The organism is Brevibacillus sp. AF8, from assembly GCF_021270385.1.
Lineage (GTDB): Bacteria > Bacillota > Bacilli > Brevibacillales > Brevibacillaceae > Brevibacillus.
Window position 1 is genome coordinate 82,215 of sequence record NZ_JAGQDN010000017.1, and the last position, 21,478, is coordinate 103,692.

23 protein-coding genes and 1 pseudogene are annotated in these 21,478 nt (G+C 43.9%); 15 read left to right on the top strand and 9 right to left on the bottom strand.

Going from position 1 to position 21,478, the window contains the following annotated elements; all coding sequences use genetic code 11:
• Positions 1–17 precede the first annotated feature (17 nt).
• The 9 genes from KB186_RS20330 (at position 18) to KB186_RS20370 (ending at position 8,016) form a co-directional block, all read left to right on the top strand.
• Positions 18–416, top strand: a complete 399-nt coding sequence (locus KB186_RS20330; protein ID WP_221867750.1) for a hypothetical protein — start codon at positions 18–20, stop codon at positions 414–416.
• Positions 417–508: 92 nt separating this feature from the next.
• Positions 509–967 carry a chemotaxis protein CheX gene (locus KB186_RS20335; protein WP_056497752.1) on the top strand — a complete coding sequence of 153 codons (459 nt, stop codon included), beginning with the start codon at positions 509–511 and terminating at the stop codon, positions 965–967.
• Between the two features lie 73 nt (positions 968–1,040).
• Positions 1,041–1,565, top strand: coding sequence for a hypothetical protein (locus tag KB186_RS20340; protein ID WP_173608603.1), 525 nt, complete (start codon positions 1,041–1,043; stop codon positions 1,563–1,565).
• A gap of 20 nt (positions 1,566–1,585) precedes the next feature.
• Complete coding sequence (locus KB186_RS20345; RefSeq protein ID WP_232774257.1) at positions 1,586–3,676, top strand: ABC transporter transmembrane domain-containing protein; 2,091 nt, start codon at positions 1,586–1,588, stop codon at positions 3,674–3,676.
• A gap of 32 nt (positions 3,677–3,708) precedes the next feature.
• Positions 3,709–4,233, top strand: coding sequence for a GNAT family N-acetyltransferase (locus tag KB186_RS20350; protein WP_173609130.1), 525 nt, complete (start codon positions 3,709–3,711; stop codon positions 4,231–4,233).
• A 350-nt stretch (positions 4,234–4,583) separates the two neighbouring features.
• Positions 4,584–5,447 carry an ABC transporter permease subunit gene (locus tag KB186_RS20355; protein WP_173608601.1) on the top strand — a complete coding sequence of 288 codons (864 nt, stop codon included), beginning with the start codon at positions 4,584–4,586 and terminating at the stop codon, positions 5,445–5,447.
• Positions 5,448–5,481: 34 nt separating this feature from the next.
• Positions 5,482–6,405 (top strand): ABC transporter permease, encoded by a 924-nt coding sequence (locus tag KB186_RS20360; protein WP_221867753.1) that lies wholly within the window; start codon positions 5,482–5,484, stop codon positions 6,403–6,405.
• A gap of 44 nt (positions 6,406–6,449) precedes the next feature.
• Positions 6,450–7,373 (top strand): ABC transporter permease, encoded by a 924-nt coding sequence (locus KB186_RS20365; RefSeq protein ID WP_173608599.1) that lies wholly within the window; start codon positions 6,450–6,452, stop codon positions 7,371–7,373.
• 421 nt (positions 7,374–7,794) lie between these two features.
• Entirely contained in the window at positions 7,795–8,016 is a 222-nt protein-coding gene (locus KB186_RS20370) for a helix-turn-helix domain-containing protein (protein WP_003387736.1), read from the top strand.
• Between the two features lie 882 nt (positions 8,017–8,898).
• Here the strand turns inward: KB186_RS20370 and KB186_RS20375 are convergent.
• From KB186_RS20375 to KB186_RS20385, 3 genes are all read right to left on the bottom strand, one after another.
• Positions 8,899–9,342 carry a hypothetical protein gene (locus tag KB186_RS20375; RefSeq protein WP_173608598.1) on the bottom strand — a complete coding sequence of 148 codons (444 nt, stop codon included), beginning with the start codon at positions 9,340–9,342 and terminating at the stop codon, positions 8,899–8,901.
• 227 nt (positions 9,343–9,569) lie between these two features.
• Positions 9,570–9,971, bottom strand: a complete 402-nt coding sequence (locus tag KB186_RS20380; RefSeq protein WP_221867755.1) for a YkvA family protein — start codon at positions 9,969–9,971, stop codon at positions 9,570–9,572.
• Positions 9,972–10,093: 122 nt separating this feature from the next.
• Positions 10,094–10,477, bottom strand: coding sequence for a hypothetical protein (locus tag KB186_RS20385; protein WP_173608596.1), 384 nt, complete (start codon positions 10,475–10,477; stop codon positions 10,094–10,096).
• Between the two features lie 416 nt (positions 10,478–10,893).
• On the opposite strand from KB186_RS20385, the gene KB186_RS20390 reads away from it, so the two are divergent.
• Positions 10,894–11,049 (top strand): hypothetical protein, encoded by a 156-nt coding sequence (locus KB186_RS20390; RefSeq protein WP_229087990.1) that lies wholly within the window; start codon positions 10,894–10,896, stop codon positions 11,047–11,049.
• Between the two features lie 130 nt (positions 11,050–11,179).
• Here the strand turns inward: KB186_RS20390 and KB186_RS20395 are convergent, their stop codons facing one another.
• From KB186_RS20395 to KB186_RS20410, 4 genes and pseudogenes are all read right to left on the bottom strand, one after another.
• Positions 11,180–11,653, bottom strand: a complete 474-nt coding sequence (locus KB186_RS20395) for a hypothetical protein (protein ID WP_173608595.1) — start codon at positions 11,651–11,653, stop codon at positions 11,180–11,182.
• 81 nt (positions 11,654–11,734) lie between these two features.
• A pseudogene (locus tag KB186_RS20400) lies at positions 11,735–11,884 on the bottom strand (VOC family protein); the annotation flags it as partial.
• Positions 11,885–12,073: 189 nt separating this feature from the next.
• Positions 12,074–12,592 (bottom strand): hypothetical protein, encoded by a 519-nt coding sequence (locus KB186_RS20405; RefSeq protein WP_232774258.1) that lies wholly within the window; start codon positions 12,590–12,592, stop codon positions 12,074–12,076.
• Positions 12,593–12,880: 288 nt separating this feature from the next.
• Positions 12,881–13,402: a M23 family metallopeptidase gene (locus tag KB186_RS20410; protein WP_232774259.1), complete on the bottom strand. Its 522-nt coding sequence runs from the start codon at positions 13,400–13,402 to the stop codon at positions 12,881–12,883.
• A 384-nt stretch (positions 13,403–13,786) separates the two neighbouring features.
• On the opposite strand from KB186_RS20410, the gene KB186_RS20415 reads away from it, so the two are divergent.
• The gene (locus tag KB186_RS20415; protein WP_232774260.1) at positions 13,787–15,967 is read left to right on the top strand and encodes a glycosyl hydrolase family 18 protein; all 2,181 of its coding nucleotides are present in this window, start codon (positions 13,787–13,789) and stop codon (positions 15,965–15,967) included.
• A 247-nt stretch (positions 15,968–16,214) separates the two neighbouring features.
• Here KB186_RS20415 and KB186_RS20420 read toward each other — a convergent pair whose 3' ends face one another.
• Positions 16,215–16,457 carry a hypothetical protein gene (locus tag KB186_RS20420; RefSeq protein WP_232774261.1) on the bottom strand — a complete coding sequence of 81 codons (243 nt, stop codon included), beginning with the start codon at positions 16,455–16,457 and terminating at the stop codon, positions 16,215–16,217.
• Positions 16,458–16,667: 210 nt separating this feature from the next.
• Here KB186_RS20420 and KB186_RS20425 point away from each other — a divergent pair, with 210 nt between their 5' ends.
• Both KB186_RS20425 and KB186_RS20430 read left to right on the top strand, forming a co-directional pair.
• Positions 16,668–17,804 (top strand): DUF4901 domain-containing protein, encoded by a 1,137-nt coding sequence (locus tag KB186_RS20425; RefSeq protein ID WP_232774262.1) that lies wholly within the window; start codon positions 16,668–16,670, stop codon positions 17,802–17,804.
• A gap of 33 nt (positions 17,805–17,837) precedes the next feature.
• On the top strand, positions 17,838–18,200 hold the full coding sequence (locus tag KB186_RS20430) for a PepSY domain-containing protein (protein ID WP_232774263.1): 363 nt from the start codon (positions 17,838–17,840) through the stop codon (positions 18,198–18,200).
• Between the two features lie 35 nt (positions 18,201–18,235).
• On the opposite strand, the gene KB186_RS20435 is transcribed toward KB186_RS20430, so the two are convergent.
• A complete protein-coding gene (locus tag KB186_RS20435) occupies positions 18,236–18,691 on the bottom strand; it encodes a hypothetical protein (protein WP_173608588.1) in 456 nt (151 codons plus the stop codon).
• A gap of 133 nt (positions 18,692–18,824) precedes the next feature.
• Between KB186_RS20435 and KB186_RS20440 the strand changes: the two genes are divergently transcribed.
• Both KB186_RS20440 and KB186_RS20445 read left to right on the top strand, forming a co-directional pair.
• On the top strand, positions 18,825–20,030 hold the full coding sequence (locus KB186_RS20440; protein WP_173608587.1) for an ROK family transcriptional regulator: 1,206 nt from the start codon (positions 18,825–18,827) through the stop codon (positions 20,028–20,030).
• A gap of 151 nt (positions 20,031–20,181) precedes the next feature.
• Positions 20,182–21,462, top strand: a complete 1,281-nt coding sequence (locus tag KB186_RS20445) for an ABC transporter substrate-binding protein (RefSeq protein ID WP_221867760.1) — start codon at positions 20,182–20,184, stop codon at positions 21,460–21,462.
• Positions 21,463–21,478: the final 16 nt, after the last annotated feature.

Consider the following 21,478-nt stretch of genomic DNA (forward strand, 5'->3'; position numbering starts at 1 on the left):
TTGGAGGATACTATTTGATGTTTTACCACGGGATCAATTGGGAATATGTTACGAGAGAGTACCCAGTGCTCTCACCGAGAAGGACAGCCAGAAGGAAGCGTGGGGCAGAGCAATTGTTGGATCGCATTCATCTGATCGAACAATTCGGTTTGGAGCCTGTTCATTTGCTTGAGGCCGATGAGCATTACGATGATGTCCGCTGTATACAGGAATGCTTGGAATTTGGGGATACTGTTTTTGCCTTTGATCAAGTCGAGCTACCGATGTGGCAATTGAGTAAGCATGAGGTCGGTGTAGAAATATTAGACTTGCGAACGTGCACGACCATCTATACCATTCGTCATGAGACAAAAGTAGAGGATTATTTTCCCGGTATACCTTGTTTTCGTGACCTTATGCCTATGAAGTTTTCGTAATCCTATTGCATCTGCCAAAAAGCGACATTATGATAGTCCTATACGAGTACAACCTCTAAGAGTGAATTGCCCGGGAAAGGAAGAGAATGCAGATGATAGTCCAGTACCTTGATCCATTTCTTGAATCAGCTTCGTCCGTGATTCAACAAGTATGCAATGTCGACATTTCGCGTGGAGAGTTAGCTGAAAGAGAATGGAGCCATGTAGAAGGCCATACATGGATTCGAATCGGAATGACAGGCCAATTACAAGGTGAGGTCTTTTTCGGTCTGCAAGAGGAATTGGCTTTGCGCATTGTCTCGGCCATGATGGGCGGCTATCCCGTGCAAGAGATGGATGAGCTCGGTAAAAGTGCCATTTCCGAGTTAGGGAACATGATTTCCGGGAATGCGAGCACGCTTTTATCCAATCGAGGTGTTATTGTAGACATTACCCCGCCCTTATTTCTACACCAGCATGACTTGAAAGACATGGCAGGGACAGCATTGACTGCACCGCTCGATCTTCATGACATGGGCAGACTGGATATTCAAATAATTGTGATAAGATAGGGCGGCTAATGGCCGTCTTTTTTGTGAAGGATACGTACCCACGCTTTATCATTTAAAGGAGGGATAAAAAGAGATGGATCATTACTTCTCGATCTGCTCAGCTGAGATGTATTACGAGAAATACATGGCCTTTTTATTGGAAAATTACGACCAGCTTCGCATGCCATATTCCTATCCTGTGGCGCTCAGTTTTCTGGCGAGTCCTGTTTTACTGGAGGGGAAAGCATTTCTTTGCTTCAACGATGACGATGAAGTGATCGGTGCCTTTTCATATATTTACGGGACAGGTGAAAATCAGTACGAAGACAAGCATATCGTTCAAATTCAGGTGGTCTATTTTTTGGAACAGTATCGCAGCAGTCGCCTTTTTTTGCACGCCCTTCAGTATGTAACCGAGTATATTGCCTATATGGAGGAGGACGTGAAGGAGTTTCGATTCTGGGCTTCCTCGGACGACTCTTTACGCAAATTGTTTACCAAGATTGCAGAACGGGTAGCTTCTGTGGAAACGACAAACGGTCCATTGGATGAATATCGCGCATCTTTTTTGGCTTGGCAATCCTATGCAGCACGGTTTCAACATGAACCATTTTTCTAATCCAAGAAGGAGACGTCACGATGCTGTTCGTCATCAAAAACCTGTTTAGCTACATACGCCCCTATAAGCTCCTGAGTTCCCTTTTTTTCCTCACGCTTGCTCTCGATCTGCTTTTTTTATCCTTGGCACCTCTCAGTTTCCAGATGATCATTGATAAAGCGATTGTTCCCAAAGATATGCACGTTTTCACAGTCATCCTGTTAGTATTGGCGATTAGTGGGTTTATCTGTGTCAGCGCTGGAATAGTCAGTGATTATGTGCTGGCAAAACTAAATGCACGTGTGCAAAATGATTTGCGGCAAAAACTGTTTGCACATATGCAGCATTTGCCGGTCAGCTATTTCCACAAAACGCGTTCGGGCGAACTGGTCTCTCACTTTTCAGTGGATTTGCCTGTCATTGACAGATCGTTAGCGATTCTCTTCACGACCGGTATTCAGTCATTGGCGGTCGTGACGATTAGTACGATGGTGTTGTTTTACTTGGAATGGGTGATGGCGCTGTGTATTTTGGTGGGGGCAATCTTGATCTTCTCAGGCCCATATTTGCTTGGCCGACGTGCCCACGCAGTCAATGCCGCATACAAAGAACAACTCGCGGCTATGACGAATGATGTCCAGGAAAACACGAGAGCGCAAATGGTTATCAAGGGCTTCAATCTGCAAGCTGTCATGATCGATAAATTCAATGAAAGACTCAAATTGTTGTTGGTCAGCAACTACCGCAAAAATTTGATGGCAGCGAAGCTGGAACGAATCCCTGCGCTATGCTTACTACTCATCAACTTTACGATTATCGGCTTCGGTTCCTATTTGGCACTCACCGGGCGAATCTCTGTCGGTTCGCTTGTCGCCTTTTTTACCATGTATACGTCGATGGGGAATGCAGTGTTTAATCTGACCTTTACGCTCCCGCTGATGACAGATGCACAAGTCAGTATGGAGCGTATCCAGAAGGTGCTGAATGAACCTAGTGAAAAAGTCGACCATTCTGCGGAACAATTGGATTTACGTACGACTGAAGTGTCCGTCAAAAATGTTACGTTTGGCTATCAGGAAAATCAGTTGTCCATCAAGCAGGTCAGCATGCAGATTCCGGCTCGGAAAAAAGTGGCAATTGTTGGCTCCAGCGGGTCTGGAAAAAGCACGATCGTTCAGCTGCTACTAGGCTTTTATCAACCTAGTTCTGGTCATATCGAGATAAACGGCACAAAACTAGATGAATGTAATCGGGGAGCCTTCCGCAAGCATGTAGGGGTCGTTTTTCAGGATCACTTTCTTTTTCACGGAACAATAGCCGAAAACATCCGGCTCGGCAAACTCGATGCGACCAGCGAGGAATTGAGGATAGCTGCACAGCAAGCGGAGATCCATGACTTTATCATGTCTCTACCTGACCAGTACGAAACACTAGTTTTGGATGGGGGAAGCAACCTCTCAGGGGGACAAAGGCAGCGACTTGCCATTGCTCGAGCGATTGTGCGCAATCCTTCTCTACTCATTCTGGATGAAGCCACTTCTGCTCTCGATCCCATTTCAGAGGCTTCTATTAACAAGACTTTTGCGAAGCTTTCCAGAGATCGGACTGTCATTACGGTGACACATCGTTTGTCGACGATAACGGACATGGATCAAATATTTGTGCTGGAGCAGGGGGAACTAGTCGAGCAAGGGACACATGTTCAACTGTTGCAAAAGCGGGGCTATTACAGACGGCTATGGGACAAGCAAAGTGTTTTGACTGTGACAGAAGGCAATGCGGATGTTTTAGGTGCTGATATGCCTGATATTTTACATCTCTTCCATACCGAGACGTTTACGGCTGGACAGACGATCATTCGGGAAGGAGAAGCAGCAGAGAAGTTTCACCTCCTCGCACGAGGAAAGGTAGACGTATCCCAAGCATCTGCTGAATCTGAGGAGCAGATTCACCTTGCGATCTTGGAGGACGGGGATCACTTTGGAGAAACAGACTTAGCAGGTGCTTTACAGACAACAACTGTGACAGCTCTCACCTCTTGTGTTGTTATGACCTTACCTTTAAAGGTATACCAGTACTTCACGTCCCAACACTCGACGGTTGGCAAGAACGTCCAACACCCGATACGTTAACCAACAGAAAAAAGAGAGGCAGTGTGCAAAGAATGCATGTCCAATTTAGAAAATGTACCAGTGACCATGATTTTGCTCAATTTACGCTATTCTTTATGCGCAATCGATTGGAATTTAGTCGAATGTTTTCCCTCAGTGATACGCTTGCTCATATTTTGACGTTTCTCCCGGATTCTCATTTGATCCTGATAGAAGGCGAGCGAGGTAAATTGGTCGGATGGGGCCATTATCAATACATGACAGCAGAAAGGCAACCAGACCCAGAGGGCGAAATTTGCTATATCCATTCCGTCATCGTCGAAGAAAAATATCGAAAAAGCAGGGTATTTCTGAAAGGCTTTCGCTATCTTATCAGACAGGTTCAAACAGAAAACGCACAAGTGAAACAGGTGACCTTTTGCGCTGATGCTGAACATGCCTATCTGAACCGGCTCTATTCGAAATTTGCACAGGTTGCAGGGGAGCAGGAGGGCTACTACGGACAAGAAAACATCTACATGTCCGAAATCAATCAGCTCGCTTCCTATCTGGGAATGGACGCAATTGACGTTAAATAAGGAAAAATGCTATTCTTAAGAAGATATTGTCAGAAGGGAGGTCTATCAGATGATTCCAATGGTACCACGTTTGAAAGATGGAGTAAGAAAACCTTTTACTGCTTCGATTCAAAATCTTCTCATGAAAAATGAGCAGCTGCGTGTAGCTACTTCTTCTACGAAGTAATCGATCAGCTATCATCTTTTTCGAATCAACTGTTCCCATGAATGGAGAAGTGGTTGACAGGCTATCCTGCTCAACCACTTTTTTATTTCTGTTTGAATAGAATTAAAAAATAAAATATTTTCTATTGTCTGGATGATTTTTAATAGATAGTGTATTGTTGGAAATAGTAAGGAGGTATGAGAGCTTGACCTATGTAAAACAATTAATTGGGATGTTTTTCCTAGTGATCGTCGTTTGCGGTGGGCCGTTCATGCTATATACGCAAAAGGAAGAAATTGTGTTCGAACCGGGAAATATCGTAGTTCATACGGTGTATCTGATTCAGCAGATTGCAGAAGGCTCTCTCGGAACCTATTATTCGGGGCAAACGGAAAGGAGCATCGCGGAGGATATCCTGCCATTTGCCATTAGCTCCTTTGAACTACTATTCGCAAGTGTTAGTGTCGCAGTCCTAGCTAGTATTATTTTTGGATTGTTATTGCAGCGCTTTCAGATTGTGCGTCAATTTCAAAAGGTTCTGAATCTGCTTGCCACGATTCCTGATTTTATCCTGATTGTTGTCTCGATTGTGGGTGCGGTCGGATTCTACAAGATGACAAACATTCGAATTATCACCCTGTCACCTGTAAGTGACTCTGAGAGTACCTGGTTTCCGATTACGCTACTGTCAATTGGACCGACGATATTCCTCATGAAGGTAGTCAGCCTGAAATATGCACAAATCGGCGGCGAAGACTACATTAAAACAGCACTTGCCAAGGGGATGGGGATCTGGCATGTTCTCATTCACCACGTCTATAAAAATATCAAACCGTTTCTCATTGCTGATTTAAAGAAGACAATTGCGATTTCGGTAGCCAACTTGTTTATTGTCGAGTACTTATTAAACGTCGTAGGATTGACCCGCTTTATTTTCAGCAAAGATGGCGGTTACGAGTTCAATGCTGCCGTCATGGGACTGTTAGGTATTATTTTGCTATCCATTTTGGTCTATGTATTGATTCGTCTCATTCTGTATGTGATTGAACGCGCGGTTGTGTATAAATAACCCAGACTTCTTTTGGAATGAGTGAGGGTATGGTATGAGGAAACGGTTCAATTGGGCTTTATGGCTAGGCAGTATCTTGGTAGTCATTCTCATGGTTATCGGTGTAGCCGGACCCTATTTGGCCCCCTATGACGTCGATTACCAGGTGAAAGTGCGCAATGAGATGGTGAACGGGAAGCAAGTGATTATTTCACCTCCTTTGGCACCCTCAAGCGAGCATCTGTTGGGTACGGATAAATGGGGCTATGATTTACTAACAAAACTGCTCCACGGGGCACCGTACACCATTTTTATTACGCTCATGATTGCGTTATTGCGATTATTGATGGGGGCATGGATCGGACTGTATATTGGAATATTGGACAAGCAGCAGCGCTGGTGGATTGCGATTGAGAACGCCTGGGGATACATGCCTATATTTATTCCTGTCTATTTTTTATTGAAAGGAATCAATATCAATCCCGAATTGCCAACGTTTACGCTCGTATTGTTTTTCATAGTGGTTGTGGCTGTGCTAGGGACGCCTTCGGTAGCTGCGTCCATCCGTCAAAAAACGGAGCAAATCAAGGAATCGCAGTACGTTTTAGCTGCGACTTCGCTGGGGGCCGGGCGGGATCAGATCATCTTTCGACACATCCTACCGCATTTGAAGGAGCATCTGGTCATTGTCCTGGTAACAGAGATGATCGCCACCATGACGTTGATGGGGCTTCTCGGGATATTTGGTCTTTTTGTAGGCGGCACGATTATGTACTATGACCCAGTTGAGTATCACTCGACCACACACGAATGGGCAGGACTGCTCGGGACTTACCGAAACTTTGTCTACACGAATTACACGTGGATTTTCCTGATCCCACTTGCTGCTTATCTGGTTGCAATTGGTTCCTTTAGTCTACTGGCCAAAGGATTGCGTGATAAATTCGAACAGACGTATAGTCGTACCCCATTTATTTAAGCAGCTGGTCAATTTTCAGCATGAGAGATAAGTGAGGTTTTTGAATGAAAAGACGATTCCATTTTTCTTTATGGCTAGGAAGTATTTTCGTGCTCGCTCTGATGGTGATCGCTGTGGTGGGTCCTTACTTGGCTCCCTATGATCTGGAATATCAGGCGAAGATGCGTCAGGAGATTGTGAACGGGAAACAAGTCATGGTCTCTCCACCCTTACCACCGTCAGAGGAACATCTGCTCGGCACGGACAAATGGGGGTATGATTTACTAACCCTCTTGCTCCATGGAGCGCCATACACTGTTTTTATTACCCTTGCGATCGCATTCATTCGCGTGTTACTTGGTACATGGATTGGACTCTATATCAGTATTCAAGATAAAGAGCAGCATTGGTGGATGGCGATTGAAAATGCATGGAGCTATATGCCTGTGTTTATCCCCGTGTATTTTCTTTTGAAAGGGATCAATGTGAACTCCGAGCTGCCGACTTTCACGCTCGTTCTGCTATTCATAGGGCTTGTCTCTGTCCTTGGAACTCCTTCTGTAGCCTCTTCTGTACGTCAAAAGGCCGAACAAATTAAGGAATCCCAATACGTCTTGGCTGCCATTTCACTGGGAGCTGGACGGAATCAAATCGTCTTTCGCCACATCTTGCCACATTTGAAGGAACAGCTCATTATTATCTTGGTGACAGAAATGATCGCTGTCATGACCTTGATGGGGCTTCTCGGCATATTTGACCTGTTTGTTGGTGGAACCAAAATGACCTTTGACCCGATTTTGTATCATTCTATTACACACGAATGGGCCGGGTTGCTCGGGTCTTATCGAGGCTTTATTTACAGTAACTATACGTGGATTTTTCTCGTACCGCTGGGGGCATTCATGATCGCCATTGGATCGTTTAGCTTGTTGGCAAAAGGGTTGCGTGATAAGTTCGAACAAACGTATAGTCGTACTCCTTTTATTTAAGGTGTGGTGCCCTTGGTTTTTACGAATCAAGGGCACTTTTGGTTGATCCGGTTAAAAATAGTGGAATGGAAGCCGAATTGTAGGGAGCAGTATATGTGTCGGCTGAATAGACTGGAGTGTCGGGGGCGGTGTTGGCCTTGGGTTCCGATGGCAATCTCATCAGGCGAGGCGAACTCGTCGCGATCTGAACGGGGGACAACTGGCGACCATCGTCGTCTCGAACGGAAAAATTCACGGCGGATGTCGAAGAGGTTTCTCAGCGGTGTTCGGAACCCATTGCCCATTTTCTGAATAGGATGTAAGGCAAAAGCCTAAAATCCTTGAAATTCCGGCACCATCACCCACCCCCCATCATAGGATAAGGTGACTCTGTAATCCCTCAACCTTGTTCCTGTAGAGCCCACAAGGAGGGGTGGCACGATTGAAGGGTAGCGACCAAACCAAGCCGTTGTTAACGAATCGCGAAAGAGAAGTGTTTGAACTCTTGGTCCAAGATAAGACAACCAAAGAGATTGCCGGACAACTCTTCATCAGCGAAAAGACTGTGCGCAATCACATTAGTAATGTCATGCAAAAATTAGGTGTCAAAGGTCGATCTCAGGCAGTAGTCGAACTCGTTCGACTTGGTGAACTAGAGATTTGAACCCAGTCCACCCAGCCTCCCTTTTCTTCCCTTGGTCGGAAGGGAGGGTTTTTTTATATTCAACGATTTATCACTAGCTTCATTTGATAAATCGCCCTCCCAGAAACTTATCTTGCAGATGATATATGTACCAGGCGGTTCTTCATCTAATATTCCGAACATGTTGTTACAAACCCGCGAGCTGATGCCGATTGCATTTCGACGTCAGCTCGCGGACTAGATGCATTGCCATGTGCTCTTTGTTTTAGCCAATTTTCCTGATCACTTTCGAATTTTCACCTGAACTGATAATGATCCATCCTTCAGGAACAGGCGAGGCTTGCAGTACCTCAATTTGCGTTCCGTTAGGAGCACTGGAAACCAGAGGTCAATTGTTGCAGCAGGTCTTGCAAAAAAAAGAAGCGACTATCATCCTTTATACGAAATACCAATATATACCATTTTATCACAAAAACAATCCTCGCAACTTTAGGGGAAATTGTCGAATAGAGTTAAGATTGACAATATCTCGAATGATTAAAGGAGGTGCCACATGGAGGCAGTTGTGCGATTTGGCCAGATGAGAGCATTAAAAGAATAGAAAAGCGCCCAATTTCTCCGAGATGTGTATGGAAGGCTCCAATGCTCCGCTTCCATTCGCGGTAATTAGATTCTCGTCACGGACAGTTTGAGCCTACTTAATGTTGATCTCCTCTGTATTTTGGGACTCCTTGCTTCTCTGCATTCGGTTATTGCATTGGAAAAAACGGACTGACTCTTCCTGGATGGTAAGGAATGGAACCAGTTTCCCGGAGCAATTTAACGTAAGAGTAAAAGGGTGAAATAAACAATAAAATAAAAAGAGGCCTCCAGTAGGAAGCCTCTATCAATTAGCGGGATGGTTTATGGAGTGGTGACTTTAACTGATCCGCTGACTTTGCCAACGCCACTGTTGTTTACTCTAATATAGTATTCACCTGGTGGTAATACCTGGGTGCTGGTAAAGCTGAATGCACCTGTTCCTTCAAATCGTTCACTACCATAGGATGTAGCAGTACCGTCATAATGTGGTTTCATTATTTTATAAGAGACCACAGGAGTACCAGTAGCAGCACCATTACCTCGCTGAGTCACATTTAGAGTAATTTTAGTGGGTGTAGTAATGTAAATCCCTTGAAGATCTGCAAAGCTCCTGTTACTTAGTTCTGCAAAGGTACTATCAAGTAATAACGTAGCTGGAGCTACTGTATTCGATGACTGTTGGGAATTGGCGGCTAGTGTATCTGAGGGCAGAAAAAAGGATACAGAAAGTACTGTCACCAAAGCAGCTTTACCAAACCGTTTCAATTCTATCATCTCCTGTCCGCATATTCTATTAAACATTACCAATATTTACAATTTATTACAATGTTTTTCGTTACGAAATAACTTTGCTTTCAATTGGTACGATGAACCCTAAGGAGTGACTTGAACCCAGTCCACCCAGCTCCCTTTTCTTCCCTTGGTCGGAAGGGAGAGTTTTTTTGCTCAACCATTTAATCACAATGTGTAGGGAGGAAAGTGAAAGCCGTCAATCATGAAAAAAGCAATTTGTAGAGGTACCAACATACCCCAATTCCAAGGAGAATCCAAATGAGAATGAAAAGTACGCCAATAATCCAATTTTTCGGTTTACCTTTAGTGAGAAGCTGTTGAGCTTTTTCTCGACAATCACTAATCACTGGTTCAGGTATAAGCTTTAATGCTAGCCATATCCCTAGTGGAACTAAAATGATGTCATCCAAGTACCCCAAAATTGGGATGAAGTCAGGGATTAAATCTATCGGACTAAAGGCATATGCTACAACGAGAATTGCAAATAGTTTTGCATACCAAGAAACTCTGGAGTCCTTATATGCAAAATATAATACATATGCTTCTAATTTTAAGCTTTTGGCTTTTCTTTTTATAGTTTGAAAGAAGGTTGCTTCGGCCAACGATATCACCTCAAGAGTAATGTAACAAACGATATGGTTTCATTCAATTCAACTCCATAAAAAAAGCCTGCAGCAAGATAGGTTTCATCTTGTGCAGGTTAACAGTCGCTTAGGTGAAATTGTTAGAAAGGTCTTCTAATTACCTTAATTCTCCGTGCTCCATTGCGGATAAGTCTTTGCGCTCGTTGACGGCTGATTCTTACAAGTACTGAAATATCGGTGGAATTTTCCACGTCAAAGACTGAGAAAAACCGACCATTAGCGAACAGTACACCTTTAAATTCAACTTCCAATCCTGGGCAGGCTCGCGGTCGTGTGTTCTGAATTATAGTACGCATTACACCTGCTTTAATGAGCGCCCTCGCTTGTTGGGGCGTCGTACGAACTGCAAAAACAGGGTCAATTTCAACTCCAGGCACCTTTGCTTCTACTTCAACAATTAGGAAAAATCTGTCTCCAATCTGTGCAATGCTATTTGCCCCGATTGTAATCGGCTGTGTTGCCATGAGAGATATCACCTCCTTGTACCAAAATATGCAGGTGGTCACGAAGGGGACAAGGGCATCACTACAATTTTTCAAATTTGGTATTTGAACTAGACTCAAAAGCGGATGGGAAATAAAGGGCTAGTAGTAAATTACGATGTGCGTAAAGTTGACACTAGTGAGTTGGCAAACACCTGCTTTGTTCTCCGGCCAGAAATAGATGGCGCTGCAGTAGATATCTGGAAGTTACGACCAATGAAATCATGGGTGCATGATGCGTTTTTGGGGGAATTCACCAATGGGATAACAGCTAAGTGAAGAACGTGACACGACACATGATTTTATGGCGGGTGTTGAATGGTTTTACTCGATCCTAAAAGGATCGAGTAATCAAAAAGTCCCTGGCGGTCGGGGATGAGTGCTAACGGGTGGTATCGGTGGGGGATCAGGATGGAGTGGAGGGAGTGGTACAGGAGTTGGTGGGTGTGGATCCAGACTGTGTGGTGGCCAAGGGGCAGGTGGATGAGGGAATGCCCCCGGTGGCGGGAATTGTGGATCGGGTAAGTTACAATCTGGTGGACAATCAGATTTAGGTTTGGGATCGTCATTTGTTTGAGTCAAACTGAACTACCTCCTTTCATTGTTTTTAGTATCTAGAAATTGAAAGGGGATTATACGAATTTATCAGATGATCCTTTGGATCGATAGGAACGCTGGTTCGTATTATTTAAAATCGGGATCATGCTTTTCCAATACTCCTTTGGCTTTCAAAAGAACGAAGTACATGTATGTGATTATGGCGGGGATCAAATAGGATAAAAAGGTTCCTCCAATATTCCAACCATTAAAATATTGTACTTTGCCAAAATAATAGGCGATGGATTCTAAAATAGTTTGGGCAACAGAAAAAAATAGGATCCAGAAATATGGATGGATTCTGGTTCGGAGAATGAGATAGTAAGTAAAGCAGGCAATCACGGGGAATATGCCGAGGTTCATTGGCAGCACAGAAGCGGTCTTGACCTCTAAAACAGGTGTCAATATCCAGTAATGGTTATAAATCCCCCAGACATTCACGATGTACGACAAGACTGATGCAAATGGACCAATCGTGAGAACAATTTTAGGTGATTGTAAATACAACCAAATTCCAAAAATCCAAGGAAATACGAAGCCAAGCAAAATGTTTATTAGCATTGCTTTATTTTCTCCCAAAAACCTTTTAATGAACATTATTGCCGTAGGATACAAGACTTATGACAATGCTCAATTCGACCTAATTTGAACGTTCATTTCTTCGGCAGTTCCGTAAGTTGCAATCCAACCATGATCCATCAATAAATTTAGTCCGAGCACGTCCTGATAAAAGCATGTAGCTGCGGCGATATCCTGGGTGTCTATATTGGCGACGATTCGTTTGACCTTCAACTCGTACCCTCCAAATTATTTGCGTTTTTAGTAATCCTTTGATTATCTTACATGGAATATAAGAGATTAACAAAAAGGTCAATCGATGAGATCATGACAAAATTGCCGTTGAGATACGTAAAAACGTCAACACACCTCTTAACCCATGTAAGAGGTGTGTCTATTTTCACACTTTGCTAAAATGTAAATTTATTTGTCAAGTAGGGAACCGTCGGGAAATGCATTCTTTAGAGAGTCCGCAAGTACAATAATTTTACTCCAATCAAAATTGTATTTGTTAAAAACAGATGCGCTTGTGATGCCGCGCTTAACAACTCTTCCATTTTCTTCATCTAAGAGATAGACAGTTGCACTGTTTTGGAACTTTATCAGTTGAGCATTTTCACCAATGACTTGCCCATCGGGAATACTGCTAAGAGACGAGTATTCCCTAATACCATCCCAACTATTAAACAATTTAAAGTAAACTTCGGCACTAACAATGCCTCTTTTTTTACCATCCATGACCAAATATACAGTTGCACTGTTAGTTTCTTTCACCCGAAACCCATTCAATAGATGTGGATCTATTGCTTTTGCTTGAATTGACTGATTTGACTTTGAAGATGGAGAGGTGGCAGTCGTCTTATTTGATTCAGCATACGATGGTGTAGCCAACATACTAGCTAAAAGTAATGAAGCAGATAGGCAAGACAAAGCTCGCTTCATAAAAACAACTCCTTAATTGTAATTTTTTTCCAATTCAATATGAATTTCTTTGCTATCAATTGTTTTCCTCTGGATGTATGGAGGGATTTGTTACAAAAGTGTGAATACTTAAATGCACCGACCCACAAGAAAAGGAGCAACGCTAAGAAAACTTTAGATATTAGCAACGGTGTAAATCATCTCCTATATGTGGATAGTGATCCCGGATAGGAATGCTAGTCTTAACATGATCGATATTGTGTGGAAATTAAAAAAGCCACCAATCCTTACGGAAGGTGACTGGAATCCTCATTGGTTATTTTGTGGTAAATAATCAGTAGGATTAACTAGAGTTTTTTGTTTCATAACAGAAAAATGCAGCATATCTCCTGTTTCGGACGAGCCTACTTCTGCTATTTTTTGACCTTTCTTTACGGTATCTCCGGGCTTCACAAGAAATGAACCAAAGAGAATGTGACCATAGAGAGTACTGAATTCGGAATTGTGCTTGATGATGATAGTTTCTCCATAGCCTTGATTGCTACCAGCGAAAAGAACGATACCATCATTTGCTGCAAAGATAGCTGTACCTTTAGCGGTTGCATAGTCTAATCCGTTATGACCTTTTGATTCCTTGGTTTCAGGATCAATTTGCAAGCCAAAATCAGAGGAAATGACATAAGTATCATGGATGGGGGCTTCTAACAAAAAGCTTGTCTCGTTCATTTTACTGGGCTGACTCGAATTACTTGCCTCCGCCGCGAAAGCTGTTGGTGTTAAAGTAACTGCTAAAGTTAATAGACTCAAAATGGCAATGTTTCTGATTTTCATATTTCCTCCCATTTCCTTTAAAGGTAGTTTCATTATGGAATACGAGAAATATGGAAAAATGTAACTGTAAAAGAAATTTATTTTTTAGATGGTTAGGGAGGAAAGAGACGCAGAAACGCTCAGCAGTTGCCAGTTGCTTAACATAAGAGAAAAAAGTATAAGTGTCCTTGCTTGATACAAGGGCACGAACATCTATGATGTGTAGAGCAATGTTTTTACTCATTAGAAAAGCATCCAGTCTAATCAGCCCCCCTTTCTTCCTTTGGTCGGAAGGGAGGGTTTTTTGTGTTCGTGTGTGTTTGGTAACCCTTTTATTACCATTTATGTAAATGTATTAGCATATCGTGATATAAGTCGTAATAAGATGGATTTGTAACAAAATCCATGAAGATCGAGAGGGATACTATGAAATTCGGGAAATGTGTTAGGAATGTGCTAATGGCAGGTGCTCTGCTGGTCACCTCCGTGTTGCCCATGGCGGCACAGGTGGCGCAAGCAGAGGAAAATCAAGCGGAGGCGACAGCGGTATCTAATTACAAAATTATTGGCTACTATCCCTCATGGGGAGCTTATGGACGAAACTACAATGTAACGGATATCGATCCCAATAAAGTAACGCATATTAACTACGCATTTGCGGATATTTGCTGGAATGGCAGACACGGCAACCCAGATCCAACGGGGCCCAATCCACAGACTTGGGCTTGCCAGGATGAAGTAGGCAATATTAATGCCCCGAATGGTACAGTTGTCCTCGGAGATCCATGGATTGATGTGCAAAAATCCTTTCCCGGAGATACGTGGGATCAGCCGATCCGCGGAAATCTGAATCAATTGGCAAAATTAAAGCAAAAAAACCCTCAATTAAAGACATTGATATCAATCGGGGGCTGGACGTGGTCCAATCGCTTCTCTGATGTAGCAGCAGATCCGGCTGCACGCCAAGTATTTGCTCAGTCCTCGGTAGATTTTATTCGGAAATATCAGATGGATGGGGTCGATCTCGATTGGGAGTACCCAGTTGAAGGAGGCTTGCCTGGAAACAGCAAACGTCCAGAAGATAAGCAAAATTACACACTCTTACTACAGGCTGTCAGAGACAAACTCGATGCGGCTGAGGTAACGGATGGCAAACAGTACTATTTGACGATTGCCTCTGGTGCCAGCCCTAGTTATGCAGCAAATACAGAGCTTGGAAATATTGCCCGGGTTGTGGATTGGATCAATATTATGACCTACGACTTCTATGGAGCCTTCCAAAAGCAAACTGGGCATAACGCTCCGTTGGCCTATGATCCGGCAGCAGGAGCAGCAGGTTTGCCAAATGCTCAAACCTTTAATGTCCAAACAGCTGTAGAGGGCCATCTTCGTGACGGTGTACCTGCCAGCAAGCTTGTTCTCGGACTTCCGTTTTACGGAAGGGGCTGGTCGGGTTGCGGAACGGCTAACAATGGGGAATATCAAAATTGCACAGGGCCTTCAACAGGAACGTGGGAACCTGGTATGCTTGACTTCACGGATATCCAAAATAATTATGTGAACAAAAATGGCTTCACACGCCACTGGAATGACGCTGCAAAAGTGCCATATCTCTTCAACCCGGCTTCGAAAACATATATCAGCTATGACGATGTGACTTCAATCGGGCACAAAACTTCTTATATTACATCCAAAGGATTGGCAGGCGCAATGTTCTGGGAATTTAGTGGAGACCGTAACAAGGTTCTGCTAGACAAAGTGAATGGCGATCTTCTGGGCGGGACAGCTCCGGTCGACAACGTACCACCGACAGCACCAGCTACTCTCCAATCGACGGCAATAACAGCGACAAGTGTGAGCCTGACTTGGGGAGCTGCTACCGACAATGTAGGGGTTACGGGCTATGAGGTATACAATGGCAATCAGCTTGCGAAAACGGTAACCGGTACAAATACGACAATTAGCGGGCTTACACCCGGCACTACGTACCAATTCACAGTGAAGGCGAAAGATGCAGCAGGTAATTCCTCAGCAGCAAGCAATGAGGTAACGGTTACTACGGATACGACTCAACCAGACAATCAACCTCCAAGCACACCTACCAATCTAGTCATTACAGGGAAAACAAGTACGAGTATCAGCTTGAGCTGGGCTGCTTCTACGGACAATATCGCGGTGACGAATTACGAGGTTTACAATGGGACAGCATTAGCTACGGATGTAACGACTACGAGTGCAACTGTCACAGGACTCACGCCTAACAACTCTTATACCTTCTCTGTGGTAGCGAAGGATGCAGCAGGTAATTCTTCACAGAAGAGCATTGAGGTCGTAGGTGTGACAGATTCTGCGAATCCGGGAACTCCTGCATGGGCGCCAAATGTAAACTACGTAGCTGGTGACTTGGTCAGCTATCAAGGCAAGATATACAAATGTCTGCAACCACACACTTCTCTCGTAGGGTGGGAGCCACCAAATGTAGCGGCTCTCTGGCAAGTTCAACAGCAAGCGGCAGTTGAAGGAGTCGAGGGTTATGTAGATGAGCAGATGACGGAAGAAACAGAAGGAAATACAGATACCCAATAAATAGGGAAGGGGCTGTCCCTCCAGTCATGAAAATGACGGAGGAACAGCCCCTAATTGTTCGTTTGGAAATTAAGCAAAGGCTTTTAACAGTTGGAGGACTAATGGAATAAGATCTCCAATAAAAGTAAGAATCGCAATTGCCGTATTCATAGAAGCCCCTCCTTAAAATTCCAAATTCACTATTATTATATTAATGTTCATAATAGTAATCAAGAAATATTTTCCACCTATACTGAAAAAAAGTGACTCATGTGAAAAAGTCATACAATGACTTGATAAAAATAACGATTTGTAAGGCAACCAGTCCAAAAATAATGACAGCCCAGTCTCTGTTCTTTTTCCATTCCAATACGCCTTTCGAGGCACAGATAGCGACTAAGCCTACCATTGCTAATAGCTGAATGAAAGCGACACCTGTCAGTAGTGCTAGAATCCCAATGACAACAACAACCGTCACGGTCGCTTTAAACCAAAAGGGCTGCTGACTCATACTAACGCCCCATTCCTTTTTTTGTAAATTTTAACATACACACAAAAAAAGCCAAGCCATAAGGCTGTTAGAGACTTATGAAAAGCAAAGGGGGAGCATTCTGAGGAATGTATGTATATGTTACTTTTTTTTAGGAAAATGAAACAAAACAGATTCAGGTTCGAATAATGAGTGCGAGAAAACAAATATGGACAGACGAGAGGAAGAGAAATGATGAAAAAAGTTACGCACGCTGTGTTCCTCCTGATGGCTGCAAGTATTGCGATGTCATCTTCTAGTGGTGCACTGGCAAGGGAGAATACGCTGGAAAAAATAAAAGTAGAGCAAATGACTCCTGAAATAAATAATCTGGTAGAAAAAGGGGTAAAGAAAGCAGCTAGTCTCATCCCTTATTTGAAAGATTATCCTGTTAGAGAAGTAGTAGTGAAAGACACTCCTTATCTGCTCGTGAACAACTACAAGTCAAAAGAAAACAATGCAGAATTCGTTACCTTAGTGCTCGACAAAAATACTGGTGACCTGCTTGAGTTTGGCAAACACGAGCTATATAACCAAAAGAGCCAAACGCTTTACCCGATCGACAAATCGAAAGAAATAGCCGTGTCGTTTATGACAAAGTTGTACGGTGAAGACATGGCAGGATACCAGTTTGATGGGGATGGGGTTGCGAAAGTTTTCGATGGTCAAACAAATACCATTCAGTTTGTACGTATGGTCAACGGAGTTCCTTTCACAGACGACATCGTTCAGATACAAGTTGATCATGAAGGGGAAATCACAGGAAAATCTCTTGGCATGAATATCGAAAAAATCTCCTTTGCGAACCTGGATCAGATCCTATCCAAAGAGAAAGCCGTGAAACAGCTGTCTACCTATATGAAATTACGGTATTCCCTCGATAAAGACGGAAAAACATACAAGCTCCTCTATGTTCCTGCTTTTTCCGGTAAGTTGGATGCCGTGTCCGGCAAAGACAGCTTGAATATGCCTTATCATAGCAAAGTGAATGTGAAACCAAAGGGTGCCAGCCAGCCCGTAGCACAATCCCGTGAAGAAGCACAAGCGTATTTGACTCAGCGTACGGGTTATGATTTTGCAAAAGGGAATGTCTTTTTTGAAGATTTAACTGGTGAAACACCCGTGATTATTCAATATTTCTGGAAAACAAGGAAATGGGAGGGACGTACTAATTATTCGTGGAGAACAGACGACGGATGGATTGGGAGCATGCTAATCGAACCGAAGACAGGGTCAATTGTGAGCTATCATGTCATCGATACAAGTGTGTCAAAGACCGCTACCAAAAAATTGACGCAAGAGCAGGCTTTGCAATTGGCCATAAATTAATTAGCAGAGATCACTCCAGCTGGTACAGGCGAGTTGCTGCTACTTCAGCCCGGAGAATATGATGAAAGTACAAATCAATACGACTTCTTTTTTGTGAGGCAAGAGCAAGAGATTCCTGTTGAGGATGGGCTGACGCATATCTCGATCAACGGCAGCAACGGGAAAGTCATGGGGATCGATCTCAATGAAAAGGTCGATGGAGTTATGGCTGATCCGAAGAAGGCAATCTCCCAAGAAGAAGCGGCAGCCGCATTGCTCAAGAAATATCCATTGCAGCTACAGTATAGCTTGCAAGAGGAAGGCAAAGCTTCTCTCGTTTATACGATACCTAGGCTATTCGATGCAAAAATAGATGCGTTGACGGGTGAGTTTTATACGTACGGGTCCACAGAATAAGGAAGAAAGCAAGAAGAACCTCCCTTTCCAACGAATTAAGGGAGGTTCGTTTCTTTATAGGTATTGGCAATCTCCACCAGCCTGGCTATCACATCTTCCTCATAATAAAAATGGTACGTTAGTTCATAGTGGGTGGCGCCGTTTTTCCAGATGAGAGTGGCTAATGGGCCGTTGTAACCGAACTTGGCTGTTCCATTCTTTAGTGAAATGGTGCTCGTTTCTTCGTAGCCTCCTATAAAATCTCCAGAACTATTGGAATCCAAGGTGAGATAGGCGCCTAAAGCGATATGCTCTTCTGGAACATAGGTTAGCGTTAATACCTCGTCCTGCCGCGTCAATCCTAAATTTTCGAAGCGATGCAACGTTTTTTGCGAAAAGGAGTAGGCATGAATAGGTGAAGCGGATAGGACTGGAGTAGCCGAAGCTTCAGAAGAATCGTAGCTTTTGGAGAACAGCAAGTACAGGGAGAAAAAGCTGATCAGGGATATCATTCGGTCACCTCATACAAGTTTTGGTAAATAAAAGTTGATCGAAATCTGAGAAAAAACGAAATTGACACAAAATACAAATTTCAGTATGATCACTTTATAAAGTCATTGGAAAAATAAAGGATGAACGAATACGATGCGCAGAACTGGAGATTTGAAACTAATCCAAGAGCTCAATCGCTTTATTATACTCGATACCATACGCCAGTTTGGGCCCATCTCGCGAAGTGATATCGCCAAAAAGCAGGGCATTAGTCCAACTACAGTCACCTCGGCAGTCAATGAGCTGATCCGTGACGGCATGGTTGCAGAAGATGGAACAGGTGAGTCAAAGGGTGGCCGTAAGCCGATTATGGTTCGCTTCTGTCCAGACGGGAAGTTTTTGATTGGCGTATCTATTACGAATACAGCGATTACGATAGCCGAAATGAATTTGGAAGCGGCTACAAAGCAAAAGAAAATTTATCCCGTAAAAGCTGGGCTGGTGAGTGACCTGATCATCCAGTATGTACTGGATTCGATCCAGGACTTTCTCCAATCGGTGGATGATGTCAGCCGTTGTCTGGGCATTTCCATCATCGCACCAGGGATTGTTGATGCAGCTAGTGGGGTTATCCGCTTCAATTCCAAGTTGCGCTTGCATGATGTTCCGTTAAAGGACATGGCAGAAGACCGTTTTGGGCTAAAGACGTGGCTCGACAACGATGCCAATGCAATTGCCCTGGCGGAAAAAAACTTCGGTGGTGGACTAAATGCCGACAATCTTCTGTTTGTTACCGTAGGAGAAGGGGTTGGTTCGGGACTCGTTGTAAACGGTTCCATCTTCCGTGGAAGCCGAGGTGGAGCAGGCGAATTCGGGCATACGACAGTCGATCGAAGTGGGATGCGCTGTGACTGCGGCAACGTCGGCTGTTTGGAAAACTACGTGGCGTGGCCGGCCATTTATTCAGGCTTGCTGTCCGCTGTTACACGGGGAAAAGAAACGCTCGTCATGGATTTGGCTGAGGGAGATATGACAAGAATCACATTTGATGTCTTCCGCCAAGCACTGCATCAAGGGGATCAAGTATGCCAAGACATCGTCGACGAAATCGCTTCGTATTTATCGATCGGCATTGTGAATTTGGTGAATTTGTTCAATCCGAGCCTGATCATTCTGGGTGGAGAAATGATCCGGGACAACCAAGTATTGTTTGAGCGCATCCAAAAACAAGTGATGGCCCAAGCGATGGGGACGATGGTCGAAGGACTGGAATTCCGTCCAACTGTGTTGGGGGCTGATTTCGAGGTCAAGGCTGCTGCTGCTGTTTTGTTACAAGATGTTTTTCACTTCAGCTTGTAACATCTTTTTATATACTTTATTTGGTCATTGGAAAAAGAAAGTTTCACCATCAAAAATCGTTGAAAGGGGGCGAGTCGAAAAGGGAAGCGTGTTGCGTTTGGCCATATTTTGGGGGTAAAAGAGGAGAACGTAAATCGAGGAGGGATTTCTGATGAAGAAGTTGGTATCGATTGCAATGGCTGCTCTCTTGGTAGCAGTGGCAGGATGTTCAGGTGGCGGGCAGAGCTCCGCACCAGCTGGAACAACTGACAGTGCTGCTTCAGGCGAAAAGGTAACGCTCACATATGCGCTGTGGGACAAAAACCAGATGCCTGCGATGGAGGAAATGGCGAAAAAGTTTAACGAAAAGAACCCGAACGTTGACATCAAGATCGAGCTAACGCCGAACAAGCAATACTGGACAAAGATGGAGGCAGCCGCAACGGGTGGCACCTTGCCGGACATTTTTTGGATTAATGGTCCACGTATCATTAAATACGCAGATAATGACATGCTCTTGCCGATTACTGATCAAATCAAGGCAGATGGCATCGATCTGAACAATTATCCGAAAGCTCTCGTTGATCTCTACACCTATGATGGACAAAACTACGCGCTACCGAAAGATTTCGACACCATTGGCCTTTGGTACAACAAGAAGCTATTTGACGACGCAAAAGTACCGTATCCAGACGAAACCTGGGATTGGAACAAGCTAAAGGAAGTAGCAAAGCAACTGACTGATGAGAAAAAAGGCGTTTGGGGAATTGCAGCACCTCCTTATGGACAGGACGGCTTCTATAACACGATCTATCAAAATGGTGGCTATATCATTTCGGAAGACAAGAAAACGTCCGGCTATGACAAACCTGAAACGATTGAAGGCCTCAAGTTTTGGACAGACCTGATCAACGAAAAAGCATCGCCAACAGCAGCGCAATTGTCCGAAACAGAGGCAACACAGCTGTTTGAATCAGGCAAGATCGCGATGATGTACAACGGATCATGGATGGCATCCGCTTTTCATAAAAATGAGTATACAAAGGACAAAGTGGACGTGACGTATCTTCCAAAAGGAAAAGAGAACACAAGCGTCATTCATGGCTTGGGCAACGTGATTTCGGCTAATACCAAACATCCGAAGGAAGCATGGGAATTCGTAAAATTCTTGGGCTCGAAAGAAGCGGCAGAAATCCTGGCCAAATCGGGTGCTGCGATTCCGGCATTTAACGGAACACAGGATACTTGGGTACAATCCATGCCGAACTTTCAACTGAAAATTTTTATTGATCAGGCAGCAATGGCGAAACCATATCCGATCTCAAAGGACACAGCAAAATGGGCCAAGCTGGAAACAGAGCTCATGACGAAGGCTTGGGCTGGACAAATGAGCGTAGAGGATGCATCCAAAGAGCTGGCGCAAAAAATGAACGAAATGCTTAGCCAAGAATAAAAGGTCCACGATGGAT

Excerpts from the sequence above, each read along its gene's own strand:
- KB186_RS20330 (WP_221867750.1), top strand. The coding sequence starts at position 18 with ATGTTTTACCACGGGATCAATTGGGAATATGTTACGAGAGAGTACCCA.
- KB186_RS20415 (WP_232774260.1), top strand. The coding sequence starts at position 13,787 with ATGAAGATCGAGAGGGATACTATGAAATTCGGGAAATGTGTTAGGAAT.
- KB186_RS20340 (WP_173608603.1), top strand. The coding sequence starts at position 1,041 with ATGGATCATTACTTCTCGATCTGCTCAGCTGAGATGTATTACGAGAAA.
- KB186_RS20360 (WP_221867753.1), top strand. The coding sequence starts at position 5,482 with ATGAGGAAACGGTTCAATTGGGCTTTATGGCTAGGCAGTATCTTGGTA.
- KB186_RS20365 (WP_173608599.1), top strand. The coding sequence starts at position 6,450 with ATGAAAAGACGATTCCATTTTTCTTTATGGCTAGGAAGTATTTTCGTG.
- KB186_RS20395 (WP_173608595.1), bottom strand. The coding sequence starts at position 11,653 with ATGCTAATAAACATTTTGCTTGGCTTCGTATTTCCTTGGATTTTTGGA.
- KB186_RS20445 (WP_221867760.1), top strand. The coding sequence starts at position 20,182 with ATGAAGAAGTTGGTATCGATTGCAATGGCTGCTCTCTTGGTAGCAGTG.
- KB186_RS20385 (WP_173608596.1), bottom strand. The coding sequence starts at position 10,477 with ATGGCAACACAGCCGATTACAATCGGGGCAAATAGCATTGCACAGATT.
- KB186_RS20350 (WP_173609130.1), top strand. The coding sequence starts at position 3,709 with ATGCATGTCCAATTTAGAAAATGTACCAGTGACCATGATTTTGCTCAA.
- KB186_RS20440 (WP_173608587.1), top strand. The coding sequence starts at position 18,825 with ATGCGCAGAACTGGAGATTTGAAACTAATCCAAGAGCTCAATCGCTTT.
- KB186_RS20435 (WP_173608588.1), bottom strand. The coding sequence starts at position 18,691 with ATGATATCCCTGATCAGCTTTTTCTCCCTGTACTTGCTGTTCTCCAAA.
- KB186_RS20410 (WP_232774259.1), bottom strand. The coding sequence starts at position 13,402 with ATGAAAATCAGAAACATTGCCATTTTGAGTCTATTAACTTTAGCAGTT.
- KB186_RS20335 (WP_056497752.1), top strand. The coding sequence starts at position 509 with ATGATAGTCCAGTACCTTGATCCATTTCTTGAATCAGCTTCGTCCGTG.
- KB186_RS20405 (WP_232774258.1), bottom strand. The coding sequence starts at position 12,592 with ATGAAGCGAGCTTTGTCTTGCCTATCTGCTTCATTACTTTTAGCTAGT.
- KB186_RS20345 (WP_232774257.1), top strand. The coding sequence starts at position 1,586 with ATGCTGTTCGTCATCAAAAACCTGTTTAGCTACATACGCCCCTATAAG.
- KB186_RS20425 (WP_232774262.1), top strand. The coding sequence starts at position 16,668 with ATGATGAAAAAAGTTACGCACGCTGTGTTCCTCCTGATGGCTGCAAGT.
- KB186_RS20420 (WP_232774261.1), bottom strand. The coding sequence starts at position 16,457 with ATGAGTCAGCAGCCCTTTTGGTTTAAAGCGACCGTGACGGTTGTTGTT.